This is a genomic window from Devosia sp. (assembly GCF_034675085.1).
In the GTDB taxonomy this organism is placed as follows: Bacteria; Pseudomonadota; Alphaproteobacteria; order Rhizobiales; family Devosiaceae; genus Devosia.
Genome location: NZ_JAUCDN010000023.1, coordinates 1 through 20,550 on the forward strand (window position 1 = coordinate 1; position 20,550 = coordinate 20,550).

At 65.5% G+C, this 20,550-nt stretch carries 21 protein-coding genes; 12 read left to right on the plus strand and 9 right to left on the minus strand.

Annotation, left to right across the window (positions count from 1 at the left end):
- The 6 genes from VDP82_RS02945 to pyc form a co-directional block, all read left to right on the plus strand.
- Positions 1 to 898, plus strand: an 898-nt coding sequence (locus tag VDP82_RS02945; RefSeq protein WP_323013342.1) for a glycine betaine ABC transporter substrate-binding protein, incomplete at its 5' end; no start/stop codon positions are given.
- Positions 899 to 1,039: 141 nt separating this feature from the next.
- Positions 1,040 to 1,909 carry a proline/glycine betaine ABC transporter permease gene (locus VDP82_RS02950; RefSeq protein WP_323013343.1) on the plus strand — a complete coding sequence of 290 codons (870 nt, stop codon included), beginning with the start codon at positions 1,040 to 1,042 and terminating at the stop codon, positions 1,907 to 1,909.
- Complete coding sequence (locus VDP82_RS02955; protein ID WP_323013344.1) at positions 1,910 to 2,962, plus strand: glycine betaine/L-proline ABC transporter ATP-binding protein; 1,053 nt, start codon at positions 1,910 to 1,912, stop codon at positions 2,960 to 2,962.
- A gap of 187 nt (positions 2,963 to 3,149) precedes the next feature.
- Positions 3,150 to 4,652 carry a bifunctional diguanylate cyclase/phosphodiesterase gene (locus VDP82_RS02960; protein ID WP_323013345.1) on the plus strand — a complete coding sequence of 501 codons (1,503 nt, stop codon included), beginning with the start codon at positions 3,150 to 3,152 and terminating at the stop codon, positions 4,650 to 4,652.
- A 111-nt stretch (positions 4,653 to 4,763) separates the two neighbouring features.
- Positions 4,764 to 5,180, plus strand: a complete 417-nt coding sequence (locus VDP82_RS02965; protein WP_323013346.1) for a TIGR01244 family sulfur transferase — start codon at positions 4,764 to 4,766, stop codon at positions 5,178 to 5,180.
- A 104-nt stretch (positions 5,181 to 5,284) separates the two neighbouring features.
- Entirely contained in the window at positions 5,285 to 8,725 is a 3,441-nt protein-coding gene (gene pyc, locus VDP82_RS02970; RefSeq protein WP_323013347.1) for a pyruvate carboxylase, read from the plus strand.
- Between the two features lie 197 nt (positions 8,726 to 8,922).
- Here pyc and VDP82_RS02975 read toward each other — a convergent pair whose 3' ends face one another.
- Positions 8,923 to 9,222, minus strand: coding sequence for a YkvA family protein (locus tag VDP82_RS02975; protein ID WP_323013348.1), 300 nt, complete (start codon positions 9,220 to 9,222; stop codon positions 8,923 to 8,925).
- Between the two features lie 127 nt (positions 9,223 to 9,349).
- Here VDP82_RS02975 and ispG point away from each other — a divergent pair, with 127 nt between their 5' ends.
- Together ispG and VDP82_RS02985 are read left to right on the plus strand one after the other, a co-directional pair.
- The gene (ispG, locus tag VDP82_RS02980; protein ID WP_323013349.1) at positions 9,350 to 10,588 is read left to right on the plus strand and encodes a flavodoxin-dependent (E)-4-hydroxy-3-methylbut-2-enyl-diphosphate synthase; all 1,239 of its coding nucleotides are present in this window, start codon (positions 9,350 to 9,352) and stop codon (positions 10,586 to 10,588) included.
- 50 nt (positions 10,589 to 10,638) lie between these two features.
- Positions 10,639 to 10,776: a hypothetical protein gene (locus tag VDP82_RS02985; RefSeq protein WP_323013350.1), complete on the plus strand. Its 138-nt coding sequence runs from the start codon at positions 10,639 to 10,641 to the stop codon at positions 10,774 to 10,776.
- A gap of 5 nt (positions 10,777 to 10,781) precedes the next feature.
- On the opposite strand, the gene VDP82_RS02990 is transcribed toward VDP82_RS02985, so the two are convergent.
- From VDP82_RS02990 to VDP82_RS03000, 3 genes are read right to left on the minus strand one after another with little or no spacing between them, the layout of a single operon-like run.
- On the minus strand, positions 10,782 to 11,252 hold the full coding sequence (locus VDP82_RS02990) for a YbaK/EbsC family protein (protein WP_323013351.1): 471 nt from the start codon (positions 11,250 to 11,252) through the stop codon (positions 10,782 to 10,784).
- A gap of 11 nt (positions 11,253 to 11,263) precedes the next feature.
- On the minus strand, positions 11,264 to 11,899 hold the full coding sequence (locus tag VDP82_RS02995; RefSeq protein WP_323013352.1) for an MOSC domain-containing protein: 636 nt from the start codon (positions 11,897 to 11,899) through the stop codon (positions 11,264 to 11,266).
- Position 11,900: 1 nt separating this feature from the next.
- A complete protein-coding gene (locus VDP82_RS03000; RefSeq protein WP_323013353.1) occupies positions 11,901 to 12,803 on the minus strand; it encodes a farnesyl diphosphate synthase in 903 nt (300 codons plus the stop codon).
- A 125-nt stretch (positions 12,804 to 12,928) separates the two neighbouring features.
- On the opposite strand from VDP82_RS03000, the gene VDP82_RS03005 reads away from it, so the two are divergent.
- Positions 12,929 to 13,618: a transglycosylase domain-containing protein gene (locus tag VDP82_RS03005; protein ID WP_323013354.1), complete on the plus strand. Its 690-nt coding sequence runs from the start codon at positions 12,929 to 12,931 to the stop codon at positions 13,616 to 13,618.
- 4 nt (positions 13,619 to 13,622) lie between these two features.
- Here the strand turns inward: VDP82_RS03005 and VDP82_RS03010 are convergent, their stop codons facing one another.
- Positions 13,623 to 14,159, minus strand: a complete 537-nt coding sequence (locus tag VDP82_RS03010; RefSeq protein ID WP_323013355.1) for a gamma-glutamylcyclotransferase — start codon at positions 14,157 to 14,159, stop codon at positions 13,623 to 13,625.
- Between the two features lie 118 nt (positions 14,160 to 14,277).
- Here VDP82_RS03010 and VDP82_RS03015 point away from each other — a divergent pair, with 118 nt between their 5' ends.
- On the plus strand, positions 14,278 to 15,249 hold the full coding sequence (locus VDP82_RS03015; RefSeq protein WP_323013356.1) for a DUF2125 domain-containing protein: 972 nt from the start codon (positions 14,278 to 14,280) through the stop codon (positions 15,247 to 15,249).
- Here the strand turns inward: VDP82_RS03015 and VDP82_RS03020 are convergent.
- The 3 genes from VDP82_RS03020 to VDP82_RS03030 all read right to left on the minus strand — a co-directional run bounded on the left by VDP82_RS03020 (position 15,246) and on the right by VDP82_RS03030 (position 18,093).
- Entirely contained in the window at positions 15,246 to 16,193 is a 948-nt protein-coding gene (locus VDP82_RS03020; RefSeq protein ID WP_323013357.1) for a prephenate/arogenate dehydrogenase family protein, read from the minus strand. The two genes, VDP82_RS03015 and VDP82_RS03020, sit on opposite strands and share 4 nt — an antisense overlap.
- Positions 16,190 to 17,284 carry a histidinol-phosphate transaminase gene (gene hisC, locus VDP82_RS03025; protein ID WP_323013358.1) on the minus strand — a complete coding sequence of 365 codons (1,095 nt, stop codon included), beginning with the start codon at positions 17,282 to 17,284 and terminating at the stop codon, positions 16,190 to 16,192. The genes VDP82_RS03020 and hisC overlap by 4 nt, the downstream gene beginning before the upstream one ends.
- 77 nt (positions 17,285 to 17,361) lie before the next feature.
- Positions 17,362 to 18,093: a class I SAM-dependent methyltransferase gene (locus tag VDP82_RS03030; RefSeq protein ID WP_323013359.1), complete on the minus strand. Its 732-nt coding sequence runs from the start codon at positions 18,091 to 18,093 to the stop codon at positions 17,362 to 17,364.
- Between the two features lie 101 nt (positions 18,094 to 18,194).
- Between VDP82_RS03030 and gloB the strand changes: the two genes are divergently transcribed.
- Positions 18,195 to 18,962, plus strand: a complete 768-nt coding sequence (gloB, locus tag VDP82_RS03035; protein WP_323013360.1) for a hydroxyacylglutathione hydrolase — start codon at positions 18,195 to 18,197, stop codon at positions 18,960 to 18,962.
- Positions 18,963 to 19,118: 156 nt separating this feature from the next.
- Positions 19,119 to 19,370, plus strand: a complete 252-nt coding sequence (locus VDP82_RS03040; RefSeq protein ID WP_323013361.1) for a hypothetical protein — start codon at positions 19,119 to 19,121, stop codon at positions 19,368 to 19,370.
- Here VDP82_RS03040 and fumC read toward each other — a convergent pair.
- Positions 19,367 to 20,550, minus strand: a 1,184-nt coding sequence (gene fumC / locus VDP82_RS03045) for a class II fumarate hydratase (protein WP_323013362.1), incomplete at its 5' end; no start/stop codon positions are given. The genes VDP82_RS03040 and fumC overlap by 4 nt on opposite strands.

Genomic DNA, 20,550 nt, shown 5'->3' on the forward strand with positions numbered 1-20,550 from the left:
AATGACCTGGCCTTCCGCAGCCGCCCTGGCGCATATCCATGCGACGATCCTGGAAAAGGGATATGGGTGCACTGTCGAGATCGTCACCGGCGATACCGTTCCCACCTCTTCTTCCATGCTGACGCGCGGCCGACCGGCCGTGGCGCCGGAACTGTGGACCAGCACCATCGAGGAGCCCTGGGCGCAGGGCATTGCGGAGGGCAAGGTGATCCAGCTCGGCGATGCCATCAGCGACGGCACGGTGGAGGGCTGGTTCATTCCCCAATATGTCCAGGCCGAGCATCCCGAACTCACCAGCGCCGAAGCGGTGATCGCGCGCCCCGATCTCTTCCCCGATCCTGAAGATCCCAGCCAGGGTCGGCTCTATTCCTGCCCGCCGGGCTGGGCCTGCGAATTGTCGACCTCGGCGCTGTTCGAGGCCTTCGACATGGATGAGAGCTGGAACATCTTCTCTCCCGGCTCGGGCGGGGCGCTCGATGCCTCCATCGCCCGCGCCTTCACGCGCGAGGAGCCGATTCTCTTCTACTATTGGGGCCCCACGGCCATTCTGGGCAAATTCCCGGCGGTGCAGCTCGATCTGGGTGAAACCAAGCCCGAGGTCTATGCCTGCAATACCGACACGGACTGCACCGAGCCGGCCGGGGTGACCGCCTATCCCTCCAGCCCCGCCGTGGTCGGCGCCGCGGCCTGGATCGCCGAGGAAGCCCCAACCATTGCGAGCTATTTCGGCAAGGTGGGGCTCACCAATGCCCAGATCAGCGAGCTTCTGGTCTATGGCGACGAAAATCAGGCCGATGCGGCCCAGACGGCGGAAAACTTCCTGCGCACCAAGCAGGATGTGTGGACCCAATGGGTGCCGGCCGAAGTCGCCGACAAGGTGCTGGCCGATCTGGGCTGATTTGATCGTCATAATCTCGTGGCGGCCGGGTCATCACCCGGCCGTTTTCGGTATCCGATCCCCAGGGCAGGGCGGCCTCTTGCGGCCTGTGGCTTGCCCTCGGGTTTGCATGCCGTTCACGCCTGCAAGAAAGACCCAATAATGTTTCCTCAACTGATCGACACCCGCCCGCTGCGCCGGGCCGTCGACGAAGCCCTCAACTGGGTGGTCCGCAATTGGGGCGGCGAGCTGGAAGCCGCCGCCTATCCACTGCTGATGCTGCTCAATGCGATCGAAAAGCTGCTGATCGCCACGCCCTGGTGGCTGATCGTGGTCATATTGGCAGGTGCGGCCTGGCTCGCCACGCGGCGCTGGCAATTGCCCATGGTGGTGTTCGTGTCGCTGATGTTCCTGGGCGTGATGGATCTGTGGCAGGATGCCATGACCACCATGGCGCTGATGATCGCGGCGACGATCACCGCCATCTTCGCCTCCATTCCCATCGGGGTATGGATGAGCCGCTCGCTGCGCGTGCGCCAGGTGTTCACGCCGCTGCTCGACCTGATGCAGACCCTGCCCAGCTTCGTCTATCTCATTCCCACGGTGATGATCTTCGGTCCGGGCAAGATCCCGGCGCTGATCGCCACCATCGTCTATGCCGCCCCGCCGCTGGTGCGGCTCACCGATCTGGGGCTGCGCTCGGTGGATCCGGCGGTGATGGAGGCCAGCCGCGCCTTCGGCACCACGCCGACGCAACGCCTGTTTGGCGTGCAGATCCCCCTGGCCCTGCCCACCATCCTGGCCGGGGTCAACCAGACCACGATGATGGCGCTGGCCATGGTGGTGATCGCCTCGATGATCGGGGCAGGCGGGCTGGGCTATCAGGTGTTGCAGGGCATCGGCCGGCTGGAAGTGAGCCGCGGGCTGTTCGCGGGGCTGGGCATCGTGGTTCTGGCTATCATCTTCGACCGCATCACCCAGTCCTTCGGCAAACAATTGCAGGCCCGGATCGGGCTGATGGAGGCGCGCTAGATGGATGCAATGACTATCGACACGGACCTGGCCATAAGCATGCGCGGGGTAACCAAGATTTTCGGCCCCGACCCGCAGGGGGCGCTGGCTCTGCTGGCCCAGGGCAAGTCCAAGGCCGAAATGCAGGCCGAGACCGACCATGTGGTGGGGCTCGACAATGTCTCGCTCGATATCGGGCGCGGGCAGATCTTCGTGGTCATGGGGCTTTCGGGCTCGGGCAAATCCACCCTCATCCGCCACGTCAACCGGCTGATCGAGCCGACGGCGGGGGAAATCCTGGTCGATGGCACCGATGTGCTGAAGATGAGCCTGCCCGAGTTGCGCACCTATCGGCGCACCACCGTGGCCATGGTGTTTCAGAAGTTCGGGCTGTTGCCGCACCGCTCGGTGATCGACAATGTCGCCTATGGGCTGGAAGTGCGCGGGGTGGGCAAGGCCGAGCGGCTGGAGCGCGCCGCCAAGTGGATCGAGATCGTCGGGCTTGCGGGCTACGAGCAGAGCCGGCCGCGCCAGCTTTCGGGCGGCCAGCAGCAGCGCGTGGGCCTGGCGCGGGCGCTGGCGCTCGACACCGACATCATCCTGATGGACGAGCCGTTCTCGGCGCTGGACCCGCTGATCCGCTCGGGCATGCAGGACCAATTGGTGGAATTGCAAAAGAGCCTGGGCAAGACCATCCTGTTCATCACCCATGATTTCGACGAGGCGCTCAAGATCGCCGACCGCATCGCCGTGCTCAAGGATGGCGCGGTGCAGCAGGTGGGCCGGCCCGAGGAGATCGTGCTGCGGCCCGCCAACGAGCATATCGAGGACTTCGTGCGCGAGGTGAACAAAGCCCGCGCCATCCATGTGCGCACCATCATGGAAAGGGGGGAGTTCGAGCCCTGCGCCTTCGCCGTACCAGCCACGGCGCGCTGCGAGGACGTGTTGCCCCATTTCGCCGAGAACCAATGGGTGGGCGTGCTCGACGGGGAGGGCCGGCAGATCGGGCGGGTGACGGCCAAGGGCGTCATCAAGGCGCTGGCGCGCTATACGCCGGGCGTGGGCGAGGGGTGAGCCTTTTAACGTATCGTTAAGCCTGATCGCGGGGCACGCGGCATTGTCATCGAACTGTCGCAGGCCCCCGATAGGGTGGCGACCCATGGATCGCTTTCCTATTGCCGCCATTCACTAATTCAGCTTTCGGCCCGTTGCGGCATCGTGATCGGGCAGCGTTCGCTGCCTGTTGTTCCCAGGTCTGGTCATGTCGGTCCGCCCCGCCTTTGCCCGTGTGAACGAAGCCTATGACCGTCTGCGCCTCGTCGTGGGGCTGATGGCAGGGCTGCTGCTGGTGCTCAGCCTCGTCTACCTACTCAGCCCGGGCCGGCCATCGGCGGTTGTCTGGGCCATGGCCGGACTTGCCGGCGCGGTTCCGGTCATGCTGGCGCTGATGCACCGATTGATGCGCCGCCGCATGAAGGAGGCCGAGCTGGCCATGGCCGATGCCTTGGAGCTGGCGCATCGGGACGCGCTGACCGGCACGTTCACCCGCTCCTATTTTCTCGGGGAATTGCAGCGCCAGGCGCATATGGGCTCCCTGCCGGCGCTGGGCTATCTGCAAATCGACATGGACAATCTCAAAGTTCTCAACGACAGCGCCGGCCATGGCGCGGGCGACGCGGCGCTGACGGCGCTGGTGCGCGATATGAGGGCGCTGATGCCCAACGCCATTATCGGGCGGCTGGGCGGGGATGAATTCGGCGTGTTGGTGCTCGGCCACGACAATAAGCCGGCCCTGTGCCGGCTGGGCGCGCAATTGCTGCGCCGGCTCAACGAGCCGCATAATATCGCCGGCCGCATGACGCGGCTCTCCGCCACGATCGGGGTGGCCCTGGCGCCCACCGACAGCGACGACCCCACCGAGCTGATCGCCATAGCCGACCTGGCGCTTTACAAGGGCAAGCAGGCCGGGCGCAGCTGCGTGGTGCCTTTCGATCCCGACATGCTGGGAGACGAGCGCCATCGGCGGTTCATCGAGCGCGAATTGCGCGCCGCCATCCTGATGGACGAACTGGAACTGCACTATCAGCCGGTGCTGGACAGCGACAGCCGTGAGACGCGCTCTTATGAAGCGCTGGTGCGCTGGCGCCACAAGGTGCGCGGCACCATCGCGCCTTCCGCCTTCATCGCGGTGGCCGAGCAAAGCAATCTGATCGACCAACTGGGAGAATGGGTGTTGCGCCGCGCCTGTGTCGAACAGCCCCATCTCGGCCGACCGGTGGCGGTCAATGTCTCGCCCAAGCAGTTGCGACACGACGATTTCGCCGAAGGCTTTGCCGATATCCTGACCGAAACCGGCACCTCGCCTGCCGCCATCGTGGTCGAAATCACCGAAAACGCCCCCCTGGCGGTGGGAAGCGTGGAAATGGACAATCTGGCGGCGCTGCGCGCCATGGGTGTACGCGTCGCCATCGACGATTTCGGTGCCGGCCATGCCAGCCTGCATTATCTGCGCGATTTCGCCTTCGATATCATCAAGATCGACCAGGCCTATGTGGGCGAATTCGCCACCAACCCGGTCAGCGCCATGATCGTTTCCGCCGTCTGCGATATCGCCCGCAGCCTCGAGCTGGATGTGGTGGCCGAGGGGATCGAGAGCGAGGAGCAGGCCCTGGCGCTGCGCGCGGCGGGCTGCACGCGATTGCAGGGGTTCCATCTGGGCCGGCCGGCGCCATTGGCCGCGCACCGGCAGGGCCGGGCCGCCTGATTCCCCGTCCCGACAGTTTCATGACGGCATTGCAGCCCAGGCAGTTGCGCCTGACGGGGGCGCATGACTATAACGGGCCGTCGCAGCCTCGGGCGTAGGGGAGTAGGAGCCTTGGAACTGAAGCGGATCAACGATCACATCAGTGTTTCGGGACAAATCCAACCCGGCGATGTGGCCGCGCTCAAAGCCGCCGGTTTCGTCGCCATCGTCAATAACCGGCCTGAGGGGGAATCGCCCGATCAGCCCGCCGGGGCGGACATCGAGGCCGCGGCCAAAGCCGCCGGCCTCGCCTATCATTCCATTCCGCTCGGCCGCGAAGGGGTGACCCCCGACATGGTCGAAAAGACACGGGCCGTGCTCGAGGGGAGCGCAGGCCCGGTCTTCTGCTTCTGCCGGTCCGGAACCCGCTCGACCACGCTCTGGGCCTTGAGCCAGGCGGGCGAGATGGCGGCGGAAGACATCATCTCGCAGGCGGCCGAAGCCGGCTACGACATGAGCCACCTCGCCGGTCACCTGAGCGGCAAATAAAGGTCTTGTGACGGTTGGACGGGCAACCGTCCTCTCCGTCGATTGTTGCTGAGCCGGGCCCTCGCAAGGGGCCCAGTCTTTTCCCCTGCTCGGAATTTAAATCGATGCCAATCAAGAAAATCCTCGTCGCCAACCGCAGCGAGATCGCCATCCGCGTCTTTCGCGCCGCCAATGAACTGGGCCTGAAAACCGTGGCGGTTTTCGCCGAGGAAGACAAGCTGGCGCTGCACCGGTTCAAGGCCGACGAGGCCTATCTCATCGGCAAGGGCAAGGGGCCGGTCGAGGCCTATCTGCAGATCGAGGAATATATCCGCGTGGCGCGCCTGTCGGGGGCCGATGCCATCCATCCCGGCTATGGCCTGTTGTCGGAGAGCCCCGAATTCGTCGATGCCTGCGAAGCGGCGGGCATCATCTTTATCGGCCCGCGCGCCCAGACCATGCGCGACCTGGGCAACAAGGTGGCTGCCCGCAACATGGCCATCGCCTCGGGCGTGCCGGTGGTGCCGGCCACTGAGCCGCTGCCCGACGACATGGAGGCGGTCAGGAAAATGGCCGCCGAAATCGGCTATCCGCTGATGCTCAAGGCGAGCTGGGGCGGCGGCGGGCGCGGCATGCGGCGCATCATGGACGAGACCAGCCTGGTTTCGGAAGTTTCCGAGGGCAAGCGCGAGGCCAAGGCGGCCTTCGGCAAGGACGAGATGTATCTCGAAAAACTGGTCGAGCGCGCCCGCCATGTCGAGGTGCAGCTGATCGGGGACGACCACGGCAATCTGGTGCATCTTTACGAGCGCGACTGCTCGGTGCAGCGGCGCAACCAGAAGGTGGTGGAGCGCGCGCCCGCGCCCTATCTCTCCGACGCGGTGCGCAAGGGGCTGACCGATGCGGCGGTGCGGCTGGGCAAGGCCGCCAATTATCGCGGCGCCGGCACGGTCGAATTTTTGATGGATGCCGATACCGATGACTTCTATTTCATCGAGGTCAATCCGCGCATCCAGGTGGAGCATACCGTCACCGAGGAGGTGACGGGCATCGACATCGTCAAGGCGCAGATCCACCTGCTCGATGGTGCGGTGATCGGCACGCCGGAATCGGGTGTGCCGCACCAGGACAATATCCGGCTCAACGGCAATGCCATCCAGTGCCGCGTGACCACGGAAGATCCCGAGCAGAACTTCATTCCCGACTATGGCCGCATCACCGCCTATCGCGGCGCCACCGGCTTCGGGGTGCGGCTCGATGGCGGCACCGCCTATTCGGGCGCGGTCATCACCCGCTATTACGATCCGCTGCTGGAAAAGGTGACCTGCTGGGCGCCCACGGCCGAAGAGGCCATTGCCCGCATGCATCGTGCGCTCAGGGAATTCCGCATTCGTGGCGTGGCCACCAATCTTGCGTTCCTTGAAAACATCATCACCCATCCCGATTTCATCGCCAACCGCTATACGACGCGCTTCATCGACACGACGCCGGAATTGTTCAATTTCCGCCCGCGCCGCGACCGCGCCACCAAGCTCTTGACCTATATCGCCGATGTGACGGTGAACGGGCATCCGGAAGTGCGCGACCGGCCGCGCCCACCCGCCGAGGCGGCGGCCCCGGTGGTGCCGGAATTTCCGCCGCTGGCCGTGATCGAAGGCAGCCGGCAGATTCTGGACCGCGACGGGCCGGCGGCACTGGCCGCCTGGATGAAGGCGCAAAAACGCGTGCTCTTCACCGACACCACCATGCGTGACGCCCATCAGAGCCTCTTGGCCACGCGCATGCGCAGCTTCGACATCACCCGCATCGCCCAGGCTTATAGCCGAGGCCTGCCGAACCTCTTCAGCCTTGAATGCTGGGGCGGGGCGACGTTCGACGTTTCCATGCGCTTCCTCAACGAAGACCCATGGGAGCGGCTGGCCAAGGTGCGCGAGGGCGCGCCCAATATCCTCACCCAGATGCTGCTGCGCGGCTCCAACGGCGTCGGCTACACCAATTATGCCGACAATGTCGTCAAGTTCTTCGTGCGCCAGGCGGCCAAGGGGGGCGTCGACATCTTCCGCGTCTTCGATTGCCTGAACTGGGTCGAGAACATGCGGGTGTCGCTCGATGCGGTGCTGGAAGAGGGGAGGGTCGCCGAGGGCGCCATCTGCTATACCGGCGACCTGTTCGATCCCAACCGCGCCAAATACGACCTCAAATATTACGTGAACCTGGCCAAGGAGCTGGAAAAGGCCGGGGTGCATATTCTGGGCCTCAAGGACATGGCGGGGCTGCTCAAGCCCGCTGCGGCGCAGGTGCTCATCAGAACGCTCAAGCAGGAAGTGGGCCTGCCCATCCACCTTCACACCCATGACACTTCCGGTGCTGCTGCGGCCACGGTGCTGGCAGCGGTGGAGGCGGGCGTGGATGCGGTCGACGCGGCCATGGATGCCCTGTCCGGCACCACCAGCCAGCCGACGCTGGGCTCGCTGGTGGCGGCTCTGGCCGGGGGTGAATTCGATCCCGGGCTCGACGCCAAGGCGATACGGCAGATTTCCTTCTACTGGGAGGCGGTGCGCACCCAGTATCGGGCCTTCGAGAGCGATCTCAAGGGCGGCGCCTCGGAAGTCTATCTGCATGAAATGCCGGGCGGCCAGTTCACCAATCTCAAGGAGCAGGCGCGCTCGCTGGGGCTGGAAACCCGCTGGCACGAGGTCGCCCAGACCTATGCCGACGTCAACCAGATGTTCGGCGACATCGTCAAGGTGACGCCCTCGTCCAAGGTGGTGGGCGACATGGCCCTGGCCATGGTGTCGGCAGGGCTCACCCGCGCCGATGTGGAAGACCCAGGCCGCGACATCGCTTTCCCCGACAGCGTCGTGGGGTTCTTTGCCGGCGATCTCGGGCAGCCGCCGGGCGGTTTCCCCGCCGCGCTGCAAAAGAAGGTGCTCAAGGGCAAGACCCCGCTCACCAACAGGCCCGGGTCCTATCTGGGCGCGGTGGATCTGGAGGCGGAGCGCAAGAGAATTGCCGGCGAGGCGGGGCGCGAGATCGGCGATTTCGAGCTGGCTTCGTATCTGATGTATCCCAAGGTGTTTTCCGACTTCGAAAAGACCCAGGAGCGCTATGGACCCACCGAAGTGCTGCCCACGCCGGTCTATTTCTATGGGCTGGAAGAGGGCGACGAGGTTCTGGTGGAAATCGAGAAGGGCAAGACGCTGGTCGTCACCTATCTCAGCCGCGCCGAAACCAATGAAAAGGGCGAGGTGCGGTGCTTCTTCGACCTCAATGGCCAGCCGCGCACCATCATCGTGCCCGACAGGCTGAGCGCCGGCTCCATCACCGTGCGGGCCAAGGCGGCGCCGGGCGACGCCAGGCAGGTGGGCGCGCCCATGCCCGGCGTCATTTCGACGCTGGCGGTCAAGCAGGGCCAGAAGGTCTCGGCCGGCGACGTGCTGTGTTCGATCGAGGCGATGAAGATGGAAACCGCCATCCACGCCGAAATCGACGGGGTGGTGGCCGAGCTGCTCATCAAGCCCGGTGACCAGATCGACGCCAAGGACCTGCTGGTGCGGATCGAATAAAAAGAGGGCCCGGAGCGATCCGGGCCTTTTCAAATTGGGTCTTTAAACCGGAGCGTCCCCTCGCCCCTTGTCATGCCGGCCTTGCGCCGGCATCCATCTCCGCATCTATCCACACCCATGGATGGTTGCGGTGGGCCTTCAGGATGGATTCCGGCCTGCGCCGGAATGACACCGTGGGCGGGACAAGATCGCGGAGGCTAAAGCCGGCGGGCGGAGCCGTCGACGGTGGGGCCGTATTTGCCGGCATAGACGCGGGCCGCTACCGGCAGGCGCGACACGATCCAACTCACCATCAGCGGGATCAGGACGATATCGTCGACCCAGCCCAGAAGCGGGATGACATCGGGGATGATGTCGAAGGGATTGACGAGGTAGAACGCCACGAACAGCGTCGCCGCCTTGAGATAAAGCGGGGTCTCGCGCGCCCAGAGGGCGTTCCAGAGCTGGATGACTTCCTTGCGGAACAGGATCAGGCGGGGAAGGAGTGCGTGCATCATGGCCCATAGATGGTTTTGATGCGCGCCGGGTTCAAGAGCCCCGTTTGTGCGCCCGGTCATCTTTTTGTGCTGTTGCCAGGCGAGAAGGGAAGTCCTATTTCGGGAGCATCACATTTCGGGGATGATCATGGCCGGTCCGGCGCCGCGCAGGCAATCGGTTGGAGTGAAGGTGGGCGACGTCCTGGTCGGGGGCGGCGCGCCGGTGGTGGTGCAATCCATGACCAATACCGACACCGCCGACATCGATGCGACGGTTCGCCAAGTGATGCAGCTCGCGCGCGCCGGTTCGGAAATCGTGCGCATCACCGTGGACCGGGACGAAAGCGCCGCCGCCGTGCCCCATATTCGCGACCGGCTGGCCTTCATGGGCTATGACGTGCCGCTGGTGGGCGATTTCCACTATATCGGCCACAAGCTGCTCACCGATCACCCCGCCTGCGCCGAGGCGCTGGCCAAATATCGCATCAATCCGGGTAATGTCGGCTTCAAGGCCAAGCGCGACATCCAGTTCTCGACCCTGATCGAGCTGGCGCTCAAATATGACAAGCCGGTGCGCATCGGGGTCAATTGGGGCTCGCTGGACGAAGAATTGCTGACCCGGCTGATGGACGAGAACGCGGCATCGGCCAATCCGATCTCGGCCGCCGCCGTGCAGCGCGAGGCGATCATCCAGTCGGCGCTGCTCTCGGCGCGGCGGGCCGAGGAAATCGGGCTGGGGCGCGACCACATCATCCTCTCCACCAAGGTCAGCGACGTGCAGCACCTGATCGCCGTCTATCAGGACCTGGCGGCGCGCTGCGACTATGCGCTGCATCTGGGGCTGACCGAGGCGGGCATGGGCACCAAGGGGGTCGTGGCCTCGTCGGCGGCGATGGGCATATTGCTCCAGCAGGGGATCGGCGACACCATCCGCATCTCGCTGACGCCCGAGCCGGGAGGGGATCGCACCACCGAGGTCAAGGTGGCGCAGGAACTGCTCCAGACCATGGGCTTCCGCCAGTTCCTGCCGGTGGTGGCGGCGTGCCCGGGCTGCGGGCGCACCACCTCGACCACGTTCCAGACGCTGGCCAAGGAAATCCAGGACCATCTCAATATATCCATGCCGGAATGGCGCGAGCGCTATCCGGGGGTGGAGACGCTGTCGGTGGCGGTGATGGGCTGCATCGTCAACGGGCCGGGCGAGAGCAAGCACGCCAATATCGGCATTTCCCTGCCCGGAACCGGCGAAACCCCAGCTGCGCCGGTGTTTGTCGATGGGCAGAAGGTCGCGACGCTGCGCGGCGCCGACGTGGCCGACCAGTTCAAGGCCATGGTGGCCGACTATATCGAAAAAAAGTTCGGCCAGGCCCGGCCGGCGGCGGAATAGCCCCTGAACATGGGTTGCCGAAGCGGGCGTGTCGGGGGCTAGATGCCCCCATGAGCGAACCCAGCCGATTCCGCGCCGCCCTGCGATGGCTGTTTACCCCTTATGGGGTGACGCAGCGGCGCGCCATGCTGGTGGGCCTTTTGCTTCTGGCGCTCGTGGTGCTCGGGTTGATGGGCGCCTTGCGCTGATTGTTCTATTCGGCAGGCGGCACGCAGGCATCGACCCAGCGATTGCCGCAGAGCTCGGCCAGCCGGTCGAGTCCCAACCGCACCGAGGCATGGGTGTCCCCGCCGGCGGGAATGACGAGGTCATAGACCTTGAGCGAGGTGTCGAGATAGATCGGCAGCGGCGCGGGCAGGCCGAAGGGGCAGACCCCGCCCACCTGATGGCTGGTGAGGCGCAGCACGTCCTCGGCGCCCAGCATGCGCGGGCGGCCGCCGAAAGCGGCCTTGGACTTCTGGTTGTCGAGCCGGGCATCGCCCCGCGTCACCAAAAGGAATTCCTCATCCTTGACGCGGATGCACAGCGTCTTGGCGATCTGGCCGGGCTCGACCCCATGCACTTCGGCGGCCAATTGCACCGTGGCGGTGGAATCGGGGGTGACGATGACGGCAAGGTCGGGGGCGCGGGCGGCCAGATCGGCCTTCACGGTTTCAAGGCTCATGGAGAGAACTTTCAGAAGAGGCTGGCGAGGTTGTTTTCAAACTTGAACCGGGTCTTGTGGCGGATAGGCGTAGTGAGAGCCCGGCGCATGAAGGCCGGATCGAGATTGCGCACGCCATCGAGCGCCATGAGCTCGGAAACGGTGATACGCTCGCCGGCAAAGGGGGTGATGGCGATTTCCATGCCGGCCTCGATGCTGGCTGGAGTGATGACGCGGCAATAGGCGCCGGGCCGGTTGCCGCGGTGGAAGCGCTTCACCCATTTGGGGTCGCCCATCTTTGCGGCAAAGGTCATGCAGGGGGTGCGGTGATAGGTGACTTCCAGCACCAGCCTGCCAATGGTGAAACGGTCGCCAATGGCGGTATGGGCGCTATCGGTGCCGGCAATGGTGAGGTTCTCGCCGAACAGGCCGGGCTCGGGCGGCACATCCATCTGCGGCGCCCACCAGTCGTAATCCTCGGTGAAATAGACATAGACGGCCTGGTCGGCTCCGCCATGGTGCTCGCGGTCGCAGATGACGTCGCCGGCAATGCCCTGCGGGCCGACGGCAATCGAGCCGCTGGCGGGCATCTTGTAAATTCCGGTGGGGGTATTGGTGCCGGGGATGGGGCGGGCCGCGCCGATATTGATGCTGACAAGCCGGGCCAAATCAGTTCTCCCGGCTGGCAAAATAGCGGGCAGTGGCGCGCAGCCCGTCGGCGCGGGGGCCGAAGGTGCGCAGGCACGCCAGAGCGTGCGTGACGATCTCGTCGAGCCTGGCTCGCGCGCCCTCGAGGCCCAGCTGGCCCACCAGGGTCTGCTTGCCCATGCCGGCATCCTTGCCGGTAGCCTTGCCCATGGCCTGGGGGCTGGCGGTAACGTCGAGAATGTCGTCGGCCAACTGGAAGGCGCGGCCGGCCGCCTCGCCATAGGCGGAAAGCGCCGAAAGGGCGCGCGGATCGGCCCCGCCCAGCATGGCGCCGATGCGGACGCTGGCGCGAATGAGCGCGCCGGTCTTCATCGCCTGCATGGTGGAAATCTCGTCGCCGGAAAAGCCGCCCTTTTCGCCCTCGATATCGCGCATCTGCCCGCCCACCATGCCGCCGGCCCCCGATCCGGCGGCCAGCTCGGCCACAAGAGCGATGCGGATGGCTGGGTCGGGGTGGCAGGCAGGGTCGGCCAGCAGCGCGAAAGCCTGCGTCAGGAGTGCGTCGCCGGCCAGGATGGCGGTGGCCTCGTCATAGGCCTTGTGGACGGTGGGGCGGCCGCGGCGCAGATCGTCGTCGTCCATGGCGGGCAGATCGTCATGGATCAGCGAATAGCAATGGACCATCTCCACCGCCAGCCCGGCCTGTAGGGACTGGTCGGAGCGCAGGTTGAAGATGGCGGCGGCCTGGCGCACCAGCAGCGGACGCAGGCGCTTGCCGCCTTCCAGGCTTCCATGGCGCATGGCGGCGACCAGCCGGGCGGCGGCGGGGCCGGGGCCGGAAAGCGGGCCGGCATCGAGCCGCTGGGTGAGGCCGGCCTCGACGGCCCGGGCACAATCGGCGATGTCGGCGAAAAAGTCGTACATGGCCTGTTGCTAGCGGTTTGGGCGCAAGGCGGCAAGATGGGGCGCGGGAACAAAAGATTGGCCTTTCGCCGCAACGGCGCCATGGGTATGCAAGGGCCATGGCGGCATCGGGCAAGGCAAGGGGCGTGTGGCGCATTCTGCGCGGGCTGGGCATGGCGCTCGGCCTGCTCGTCGCCATCCCGCTGGTGCTGACGCCGCTCTATCTGGTGGTCGATCCGGTGTCGGTGCCGATGCTGGCGCGCCAGCTCACCGGCCAGCCGGTCGAGCGCGAATGGCGGGACCTGGCCGATATTTCCGACCGGCTCAAGGCCTCGGTCGTCCTGTCCGAAGACGGGCAGTTCTGCCGTCATAGTGGCGTCGACATGGGCGCGTTGCGCGACGAGGTGGAAAAATACCTGGCCGGGGCGCCGGCGCGGGGCGCCTCGACCATCACCATGCAGGTGGCGCGCAATCTCTTCCTCTGGAACGGGCAAAGCGTTCTGCGCAAGGCGCTGGAAGTGCCGCTGGCGCTTTATATCGACCTGATCATGCCCAAGCACAGGATCATGGAAATCTATCTCAATATCGCCGAATGGGGACCCGAAGGGCAGTTCGGTGTTGTGGCCGGCGCGCGCCGCGCCTTTGGACGCGAGCCGCAAAATCTCGACTGGCAGACGGCGACGCTGCTGGTGACTGCGCTGCCCAATCCGCTCCTGCGTCAGCCGGGGCGGGCCTCGCCGGGCATGCGGCGCATTGCCGGGATCATCGAAAGGCGGGCGAAGGAATTCGGCGCCCGCGCTGCCTGTGTGGGTGAAAACGGCCAGTTGGCGCTTTGACGCTTCAGGCGGGGTGGGCCTCTTCGCGCACCAAAAGGTCGGCCAGCGCCATCAGGTGCCGGTCGCGGATGCCCATCTGTTGCAGATGCCGGGCGGTATTGAGCACATAATCGATATTGCGGCCGGAAATGCCGACACCCGCGCGGATCATGGCCAGCTGCCGCTCGATATCGAGCCGGCCGGTGAATTGCTCGTGGCGTTCATTGACGAGGAAAGCGAGGGCGGTGACGGCGCGCCCATCGGCCAGCCGCACCGGGCGCATGGCGTCCCGGTAGACCGACGTTACCTGCTCGCGTTCATGCAGATAGGTGCGCACCGCGTTCCAGTCGGCGTCGTTCACCTCGAACACCATGCCGCGGCAGGAGCCGCCCCGCACCAGCCCGAAGACCAGGCCGGGTCGCTCGGGCGTGCCGCGGTGATGGTGGGAAACGATGGAGAGACTGCGATGCGCACCCCGCAACAGGCCCTGCTGGGCCGAGACATGGGCGAAGCCGGGGTTCCAGATGAGAGAGCCGTAGCCAAAGACCCAATGGGTCGTCATGTCGTTCGCTTCGCTGCACGAGTGGAGCGAGAAAATTAGCGCCGTTCGGCATGCGGAGGCAACAGCACGATTGTGTGGGCCCTTCTGTCAGGTCTCCGGCGCGGGTAAGACTGCGGCCATGAAAAAACGAATCATTATTCTGGGCGCCATCGTCCTTGCCGCCATCCTGGGCTGGAGCGCCTATTGGCTGGTGGCCGCCGGCATGGTGCAGCGCGAAATCGAAACAATGGCCGAAGCCGACGGCGTCACCATGCCGATCCTGCGCTGCGAGGGGCTGGCGGTGCGGGGCTATCCGTTCCGCTTCGATGTCGATTGCCCCAATGCAGAGATTGTTTCGGGTGATATCGGCGTCACCCTGCCGGGGCTGCGGGCCAGCGTGCGGGCCTATGCGCTCAACCATGTGCTGATCTCGGCCAAGGGGCCGGCGCTGATCAGCGACAGCTTTACGGGCACGCGCAACAGCCTGGGCTGGAAGACGCTGGAAGCCAGCCTGAGGCTGGACAATTGGCGGCTGGCGCGGGCCTCGGTGGTGGGCGAGGAGATGGTCTGGTCGGACAGCCTTTTCGGCGAGACACTGATTGCGCAGGCGCCGCGCGTCGAGCTTCATGCCTTCGACATGCCCGAGATCCATGACGCGGCCCGGTTCTTCGCCGGCGCGGCGATCTATGGGCGGCTGGACGGGCTCGACTGGCCGGGATTGTCTCTGGCCGACGGCCGGGCCGAAATCCAGCTCGAAGTAACGGGCCTGCCCGACGATGTGCGCAATTGGGGCGACCCGATGCTGCTGCCGGCGATGCAGCAGGCAGGGGGCGGGCTGAAGATCGTCTCCATCCATGCCAGCACGGCGGATATGGTGCTGGACGCGGAAGGGCAGATGCAGCTCGATCCGCAGGGACGGGTCAATGGGCAGGTGGATATCCGCTCCACTGGCGTGGCCGAGCGTATCGGGCCCCTGCTGGAAGAGCCGGTGCGCACGCTGGTGCTGGGCCTTCCCGGGGAAGACGGGGCCTATGCCAACCAGATCAATTTCCGCGCGGGCACGGTGTTTTCCGGCCTTGTGCCGCTGGCCAATCTGCCGCCGCTGTTTTAAGCGGCGCCCTCTTCCGGCTTTGCCGGCGCCGGTTGGGGCGGACGGCCGAAATCGGGGGCGGCGGTCTCCTGGCCGGCGGAGATGATGGAGCGGCGGATGGCGCGGGTGCGGGTAAAGAGCGCCTCCAGGGCCGGCCCGTCGCCATTGCGCACCGCGCGCTGCAACACTGAGAGATCCTCCAGGAACCGCCCCAGCATTTCCAGCACCGCCTCGCGATTGGTGAGGAAGACGTCGCGCCACATCACCGGGTCGGAGGCGGCGATGCGGGTGAAGTCGCGAAAGCCCGACGCCGAGAACTTGATGACTTCGGACTTGGTGTCGGCTTCGAGATCCGCCACCGTGCCTACGATATTATAGGCGACCAGGTGAGGGATATGGCTGGTGATGGCCAGCACCATGTCGTGGTGCTCGGCATCCATGGCCTCGACCTGGCTGCCCATGGCGCGCCAGAAGGCCGAGAGCTTTTCCAGCTGTATCGGATCGACATCGGCGGCGGGCGTGAGCACGCACCAGCGGCCGATGAACAGCTCGGCAAAGCCGGCTGAAGGACCGGAATGCTCGGTTCCGGCCAGCGGGTGGCCGGGAATGAAGGTGACGCCGGCGGGCAGGTAGGGAGTGACCACCTTGACCACGTGCTTCTTGACCGAGCCGACATCGGAGAGGATGGCGCCCGGCTCCAGTGCCGGGGCGATGGTGCGCATGATCTGCTCATAGGCGCCCACCGGCGCGCAGAGAATGACCAGATCGGCGCCCTTCACCGCCTCTGCGGCGTCGAGCGTGTAGATGTCGCCCAGATCGAGGGCGCGGGCCTCTTCCAGCGTTTCCGCCTTGCGGGTGGCGATGGCGATGGTTTCGGCGAGATTATGCCGACGGGCCGCCAGGGCGATGGACGAGCCGATAAGGCCGATGCCGATCAGGGCGAGTTTGCGGAAGGAAGCGCTCATGCGATCTTGACCAGTGCCTTGAGAATGCCAGCGACGCCGCGCATGGCCTCTTCCGAGCCGATGGAAATGCGCAAGCCATTGGGAATGCCGTAGGATGCGCCGATCTCGCGCACGATGAGGCCGCGCTGGAACAATTCGTCGAAGGCGCGAGCGGCAAAGGCGGCGTCGGGGAACAGCACCATGATGAAATTGGCCTGGCTGGGCACCACGCGCATGGAATTGGAATGGAGCTCGGCGGTGAGCCAGTCACGCCATTTGGCGTTATGCGCCCTGAGGCGCGCGGTGAACTCCACGTCGCGCGTCGCCGCCGCGCCGGCAAGCTGGGCGGGCAGGTTGACGTTGAAGGGGCCGCGAATGCGATTGATGGCGTCGGTGACGGGATCGGGCGCCACCATCCAGCCGATGCGGGCGGCGGCAAGCCCCATCTTGGAGAAGGTGCGCACCATAACCACGTTCTGGGTTTCGCGCACCAGGTCCAGCCCCACCGAAAAGTCGGCGGCGGTGACATATTCGGCATAGGCGTTGTCGATGACCAGCAGGATGTCGGGGCGCAGCCCGGCATGCAGGCGCCGGATTTCGGCATCGGGCAGATAGGTGCCGGTGGGATTGTTGGGGTTGGCCAGCCACACCACCTTGGTGCGCGGGGTGACGGCGGCCAGCAGGCCATCGACCTCGGCAACAAAGTCGGGCTCGTCCACCATGACGATGGCAGCGCCGGCGGCCTTGGTGATGATGGGATAGACCGAAAAGCCGTAGCGGCTCATCACCGCCTCGTCGCCCTCGCCCAGATAGCATTGGGCCAGCAGATGCAGCAGGTCGTCCGAGCCATTGCCGCACACGATGGTGTCGGGATCGATGCCATGCACCTCGCCCAGCGCCTGGCGCAGGATGCGCGAGGAGCCCTCGGGGTAGATATCGAGCCGTTTGGCGGCCGCCTCGAAGGCTTCCACCGCCTTCGGGCTGGCGCCCAGGGGCGACTCGTTGGACGAGAGCTTGACCGCATTGCTGCCCGGTGCGCCGGCCTTGCCGGGCATATAGGGGGCAATGTCGAGAATGCCGGGCTGCGGCTGGGGACGGATAACGTCGGTCATGGGATACTACGCTGGGCGGAAACCGCGCGGACCATAGTCAAAGCCGGTGCGGAAGGCAAAAAAAACCTTGTAGAGCTTCAGCCGTACCGCGCCGTCGCGGTGGAGAGATTGGGCAGGCGTACATAGCGCTCGGCGCGCTTGCGGCGGGGCACAGCGGGGAACGCCTCCTTGCGGGCGCGCACGCAGATGACCCCGCTCATGGCCGGCCCGAACAGCCGCCCGCCGCGCTCGAACAGCCGGGTGGATTTGAGCAGCAAGGGGGATTGCACCGGCGGCAGGAACAGCCCGTCGCGCCAGGCCTCGGGCACGAAACTATGGTCGCGCAACAGCTTGTCGAGCTGGCTACCCGAATAAGGATTGCCCTGGCCGAAGGGGGTGTGATCGAGCTGGGCCCAGATGCCGCGCCGGCGCGGCACCACCAGGATCAACTGGCCATTGGGGGCGGTGACGCGCCAGAGCTCGCGCATCAGTTCCTCGTCATCGGCGACGTGCTCGAGGGCGTGGATGGCGATGGTGAGATCGATGGCGGCGTCGGTCAGTGGCATTTCCAGGGGATCGCAGAGCACGGTGTGCGACGGGCCCTCGCGCGGCCAGGCCGAGGCGCCCTGGCGGGCGGGCATAAAGGCCAGCACCCGCTCGGCCGTTTCCAGGGTGAACCGCAGATAGGGGGTGGCAAAGCCCAGGCCGAGGATCCGCCGGCCGGAAATATCGGCGGAGAGCCCCATCACCTGCTCGCGGACGAGGGCGCGGGCGATGCGGCCCAGCGGGGATTTGTAAAAGGCGATGAGGCGGGTGACATCGATCGTCATGGCCTGAGTCTGCCGCTTTCTCTCCGACTTGTCCAATGGGCGTTGCCAGCCCGGCGCGGCCCGCCTAGCCTCGGGGATAATTTTGCCCCGGGAGCCTCGCCATGAGCCTTGTCGTCGACGTCTTCGCCGCCCGTAGCGATAATTTCGGCTATCTGGCCCATGACACGGCCAGCGGTCGCACCGCCGCCATAGATGCTCCGGAAGGCCCGGCGATCCGGGCAGCTCTTGAGCGACAAGGCTGGCGGCTCACCGATATTTTCATCACCCACCACCATCAGGACCATGTCGAGGCGCTGGCCGAGCTCAAGGCCGAATTCGGCGCCTGCGTGGTGGGGCCACGCGGGGAGAGCGATAAAATCGCCGGGCTGGACGAGCTGGTCGCGGGCGGCGACCGGGTGATGCTGGGGGAGACGGCGTTCAAGGTCTACGACGCGCCGGGCCATACGCTGGGCCATATCGTCTACCACGACGAAAAAGGGGGACATCTTTTCACCGGCGATGCGCTGTTCTCGCTGGGGGTGGGGCGGATGTTCGAGGGCACGCCCGGCCCGATGTGGGCGGGATTGCAGCGCCTGCGGGAGCTGCCGGACGAGACGCTGGTCTATTGCGGGCACGAATACACCGCCGCGAACGCCCGATTCGCGCTGTCCATCGACGAGGATAATCCAGCGCTGCGGCGGCGGGCGGAAGAGGTGGCCAGGCTGCGGGAAAAAGGCGAATTCACCATTCCCTTCGTCCTTGGAGAGGACAAACGGGCCAATCCGTTCCTGCGGGCGGACGATGCCGACTTCGCGCGCCTTTACGGGCTGGAAGGGGCGGAGCCGGCGGCGGTGTTTGCCGCCATGCGCCGGGCCAAGGACGCTTTTTGAGCCGTTTTTGCGTTAACCATCACTTAACGTGGGAGCGGAAAGCGTTAACAAAACGTTAGCATCTGGCACGGTGTTTGCCGCTTAATGGGCACGGGACCAGCATCCTTGTTCCAGTTTGGAACAGGCTGGCCCGCCGTGAGACAGGCAAGGCATATCATGCCCGATTTTGAAACAAGGCCATCCGGCCTGCCGATGCTGACCGGCCCGACCCCTTCCCGCCCGCTCCCCGTCAGGGGCGGAACCAATGCCGCCTTTGCCAGCCAGCTCCTGGCCGAGCGCGAGCATCTGGCGCCACAACGGGCGCGCCGCCGCACCACGCCCGAAGGCGCGGTGGGGGCCTATGCCCAGGGCGCACGGGTAGCGGTGCGGCGCATGCCGATGGGCTACCGCACCTCGATTATCGTTTAGCTCTTGAGCTTGAGCGGGCCGACCATCTGCTCGGGCTTGACCTCGGCGTCGAATTCCTCGCCGCTGAGCAGGCCCAGATTGATGGCTTCCTCGCGTAGCGTGGTGCCGTTCTTGTGGGCGGTCTTGGCGATCTTGGCGGCGTTGTCGTAGCCGATGCGGCGGTTGAGCGCCGTCACCAGCATCAGCGACTGATCGACCAGCTGCTTGATGCGCTTGCGGTCGGGCTCGATGCCGATGGCGCAATTGTCGTTGAAGCTCTTGGCGCTGTCGGCGAGCAGGCGCACGCTTTGCAGGAAATTATAGGCGATGACGGGCTTGAAGACGTTGAGCTCGAAATTGCCCTGGCTGGCGGCAAAGCCGATGGCGGCGTCATTGCCCATGACATGGGCGACCACCATGGTCATGGCCTCGGACTGGGTGGGATTGACCTTGCCCGGCATGATGGACGAGCCCGGCTCGTTTTCGGGAATGACGATCTCGCCCAGGCCCGAGCGCGGGCCGGAGGCCAGCCAACGGACGTCATTGGCGATCTTCATGAAGGCTACGGCCAGCTGCTTGAGGGCACCCGAGGTGCCGACAATGGCGTCGTGGCCGGCCAGAAGCGCAAATTTGTTGGGCCCGGTGACGAAGTCATGGCCGGTCAGGCCGGCAATTTCCCTGGCGACCGCGACGGCATAGTCGGGATGGGCATTGAGCCCGGTGCCCACGGCGGTGCCGCCCAGGGCCAGTTCCTTGAGCTGGGGTAGGGTGGCCTTGATGGCGGCCACGGCATAGTCGATCTGGGCGACCCAGCCGGAGATTTCCTGGCCCAGGGTGAGGGGGGTGGCGTCCTGAAGATGGGTTCGGCCGATCTTGACCACGTCCATGAAGGCTTCGGACTTGGCGGCAAGCGTGTCGCGCAGGATCTGGACGCGGGGGAAGAGATAGTTTTCCAGCGCCTCGACGGCGGCGATATGCATGGCCGTGGGATAGGTGTCGTTGGACGACTGGCTCATATTGACGTGGTCATTGGGGTGGACGGGCTTTTTGGAGCCCATGGCGCCGCCGGCCATCTCGATGGCGCGGTTGGAGATGACCTCGTTGACATTCATGTTGGACTGGGTGCCCGAGCCGGTCTGCCAGACCACCAGCGGGAAATGGGCGGCCAGCTTGCCAGCGATCACCTCGTCGGCGGCAGCGA

Bases quoted from the DNA above. Each gene is read 5' to 3' on its own strand.
- VDP82_RS02950 (WP_323013343.1), top strand. From the start codon at position 1,040: ATGTTTCCTCAACTGATCGACACCCGCCCGCTGCGCCGGGCCGTCGAC.
- VDP82_RS02955 (WP_323013344.1), top strand. From the start codon at position 1,910: ATGGATGCAATGACTATCGACACGGACCTGGCCATAAGCATGCGCGGG.
- VDP82_RS02960 (WP_323013345.1), top strand. From the start codon at position 3,150: ATGTCGGTCCGCCCCGCCTTTGCCCGTGTGAACGAAGCCTATGACCGT.
- pyc (WP_323013347.1), top strand. From the start codon at position 5,285: ATGCCAATCAAGAAAATCCTCGTCGCCAACCGCAGCGAGATCGCCATC.
- VDP82_RS02975 (WP_323013348.1), bottom strand. From the start codon at position 9,222: ATGATGCACGCACTCCTTCCCCGCCTGATCCTGTTCCGCAAGGAAGTC.
- ispG (WP_323013349.1), top strand. From the start codon at position 9,350: ATGGCCGGTCCGGCGCCGCGCAGGCAATCGGTTGGAGTGAAGGTGGGC.
- VDP82_RS02985 (WP_323013350.1), top strand. From the start codon at position 10,639: ATGAGCGAACCCAGCCGATTCCGCGCCGCCCTGCGATGGCTGTTTACC.
- VDP82_RS02990 (WP_323013351.1), bottom strand. From the start codon at position 11,252: ATGAGCCTTGAAACCGTGAAGGCCGATCTGGCCGCCCGCGCCCCCGAC.
- VDP82_RS03000 (WP_323013353.1), bottom strand. From the start codon at position 12,803: ATGTACGACTTTTTCGCCGACATCGCCGATTGTGCCCGGGCCGTCGAG.
- VDP82_RS03010 (WP_323013355.1), bottom strand. From the start codon at position 14,159: ATGACGACCCATTGGGTCTTTGGCTACGGCTCTCTCATCTGGAACCCC.
- VDP82_RS03015 (WP_323013356.1), top strand. From the start codon at position 14,278: ATGAAAAAACGAATCATTATTCTGGGCGCCATCGTCCTTGCCGCCATC.
- VDP82_RS03020 (WP_323013357.1), bottom strand. From the start codon at position 16,193: ATGAGCGCTTCCTTCCGCAAACTCGCCCTGATCGGCATCGGCCTTATC.
- hisC (WP_323013358.1), bottom strand. From the start codon at position 17,284: ATGACCGACGTTATCCGTCCCCAGCCGCAGCCCGGCATTCTCGACATT.
- VDP82_RS03030 (WP_323013359.1), bottom strand. From the start codon at position 18,093: ATGACGATCGATGTCACCCGCCTCATCGCCTTTTACAAATCCCCGCTG.
- gloB (WP_323013360.1), top strand. From the start codon at position 18,195: ATGAGCCTTGTCGTCGACGTCTTCGCCGCCCGTAGCGATAATTTCGGC.
- VDP82_RS03040 (WP_323013361.1), top strand. From the start codon at position 19,119: ATGCCCGATTTTGAAACAAGGCCATCCGGCCTGCCGATGCTGACCGGC.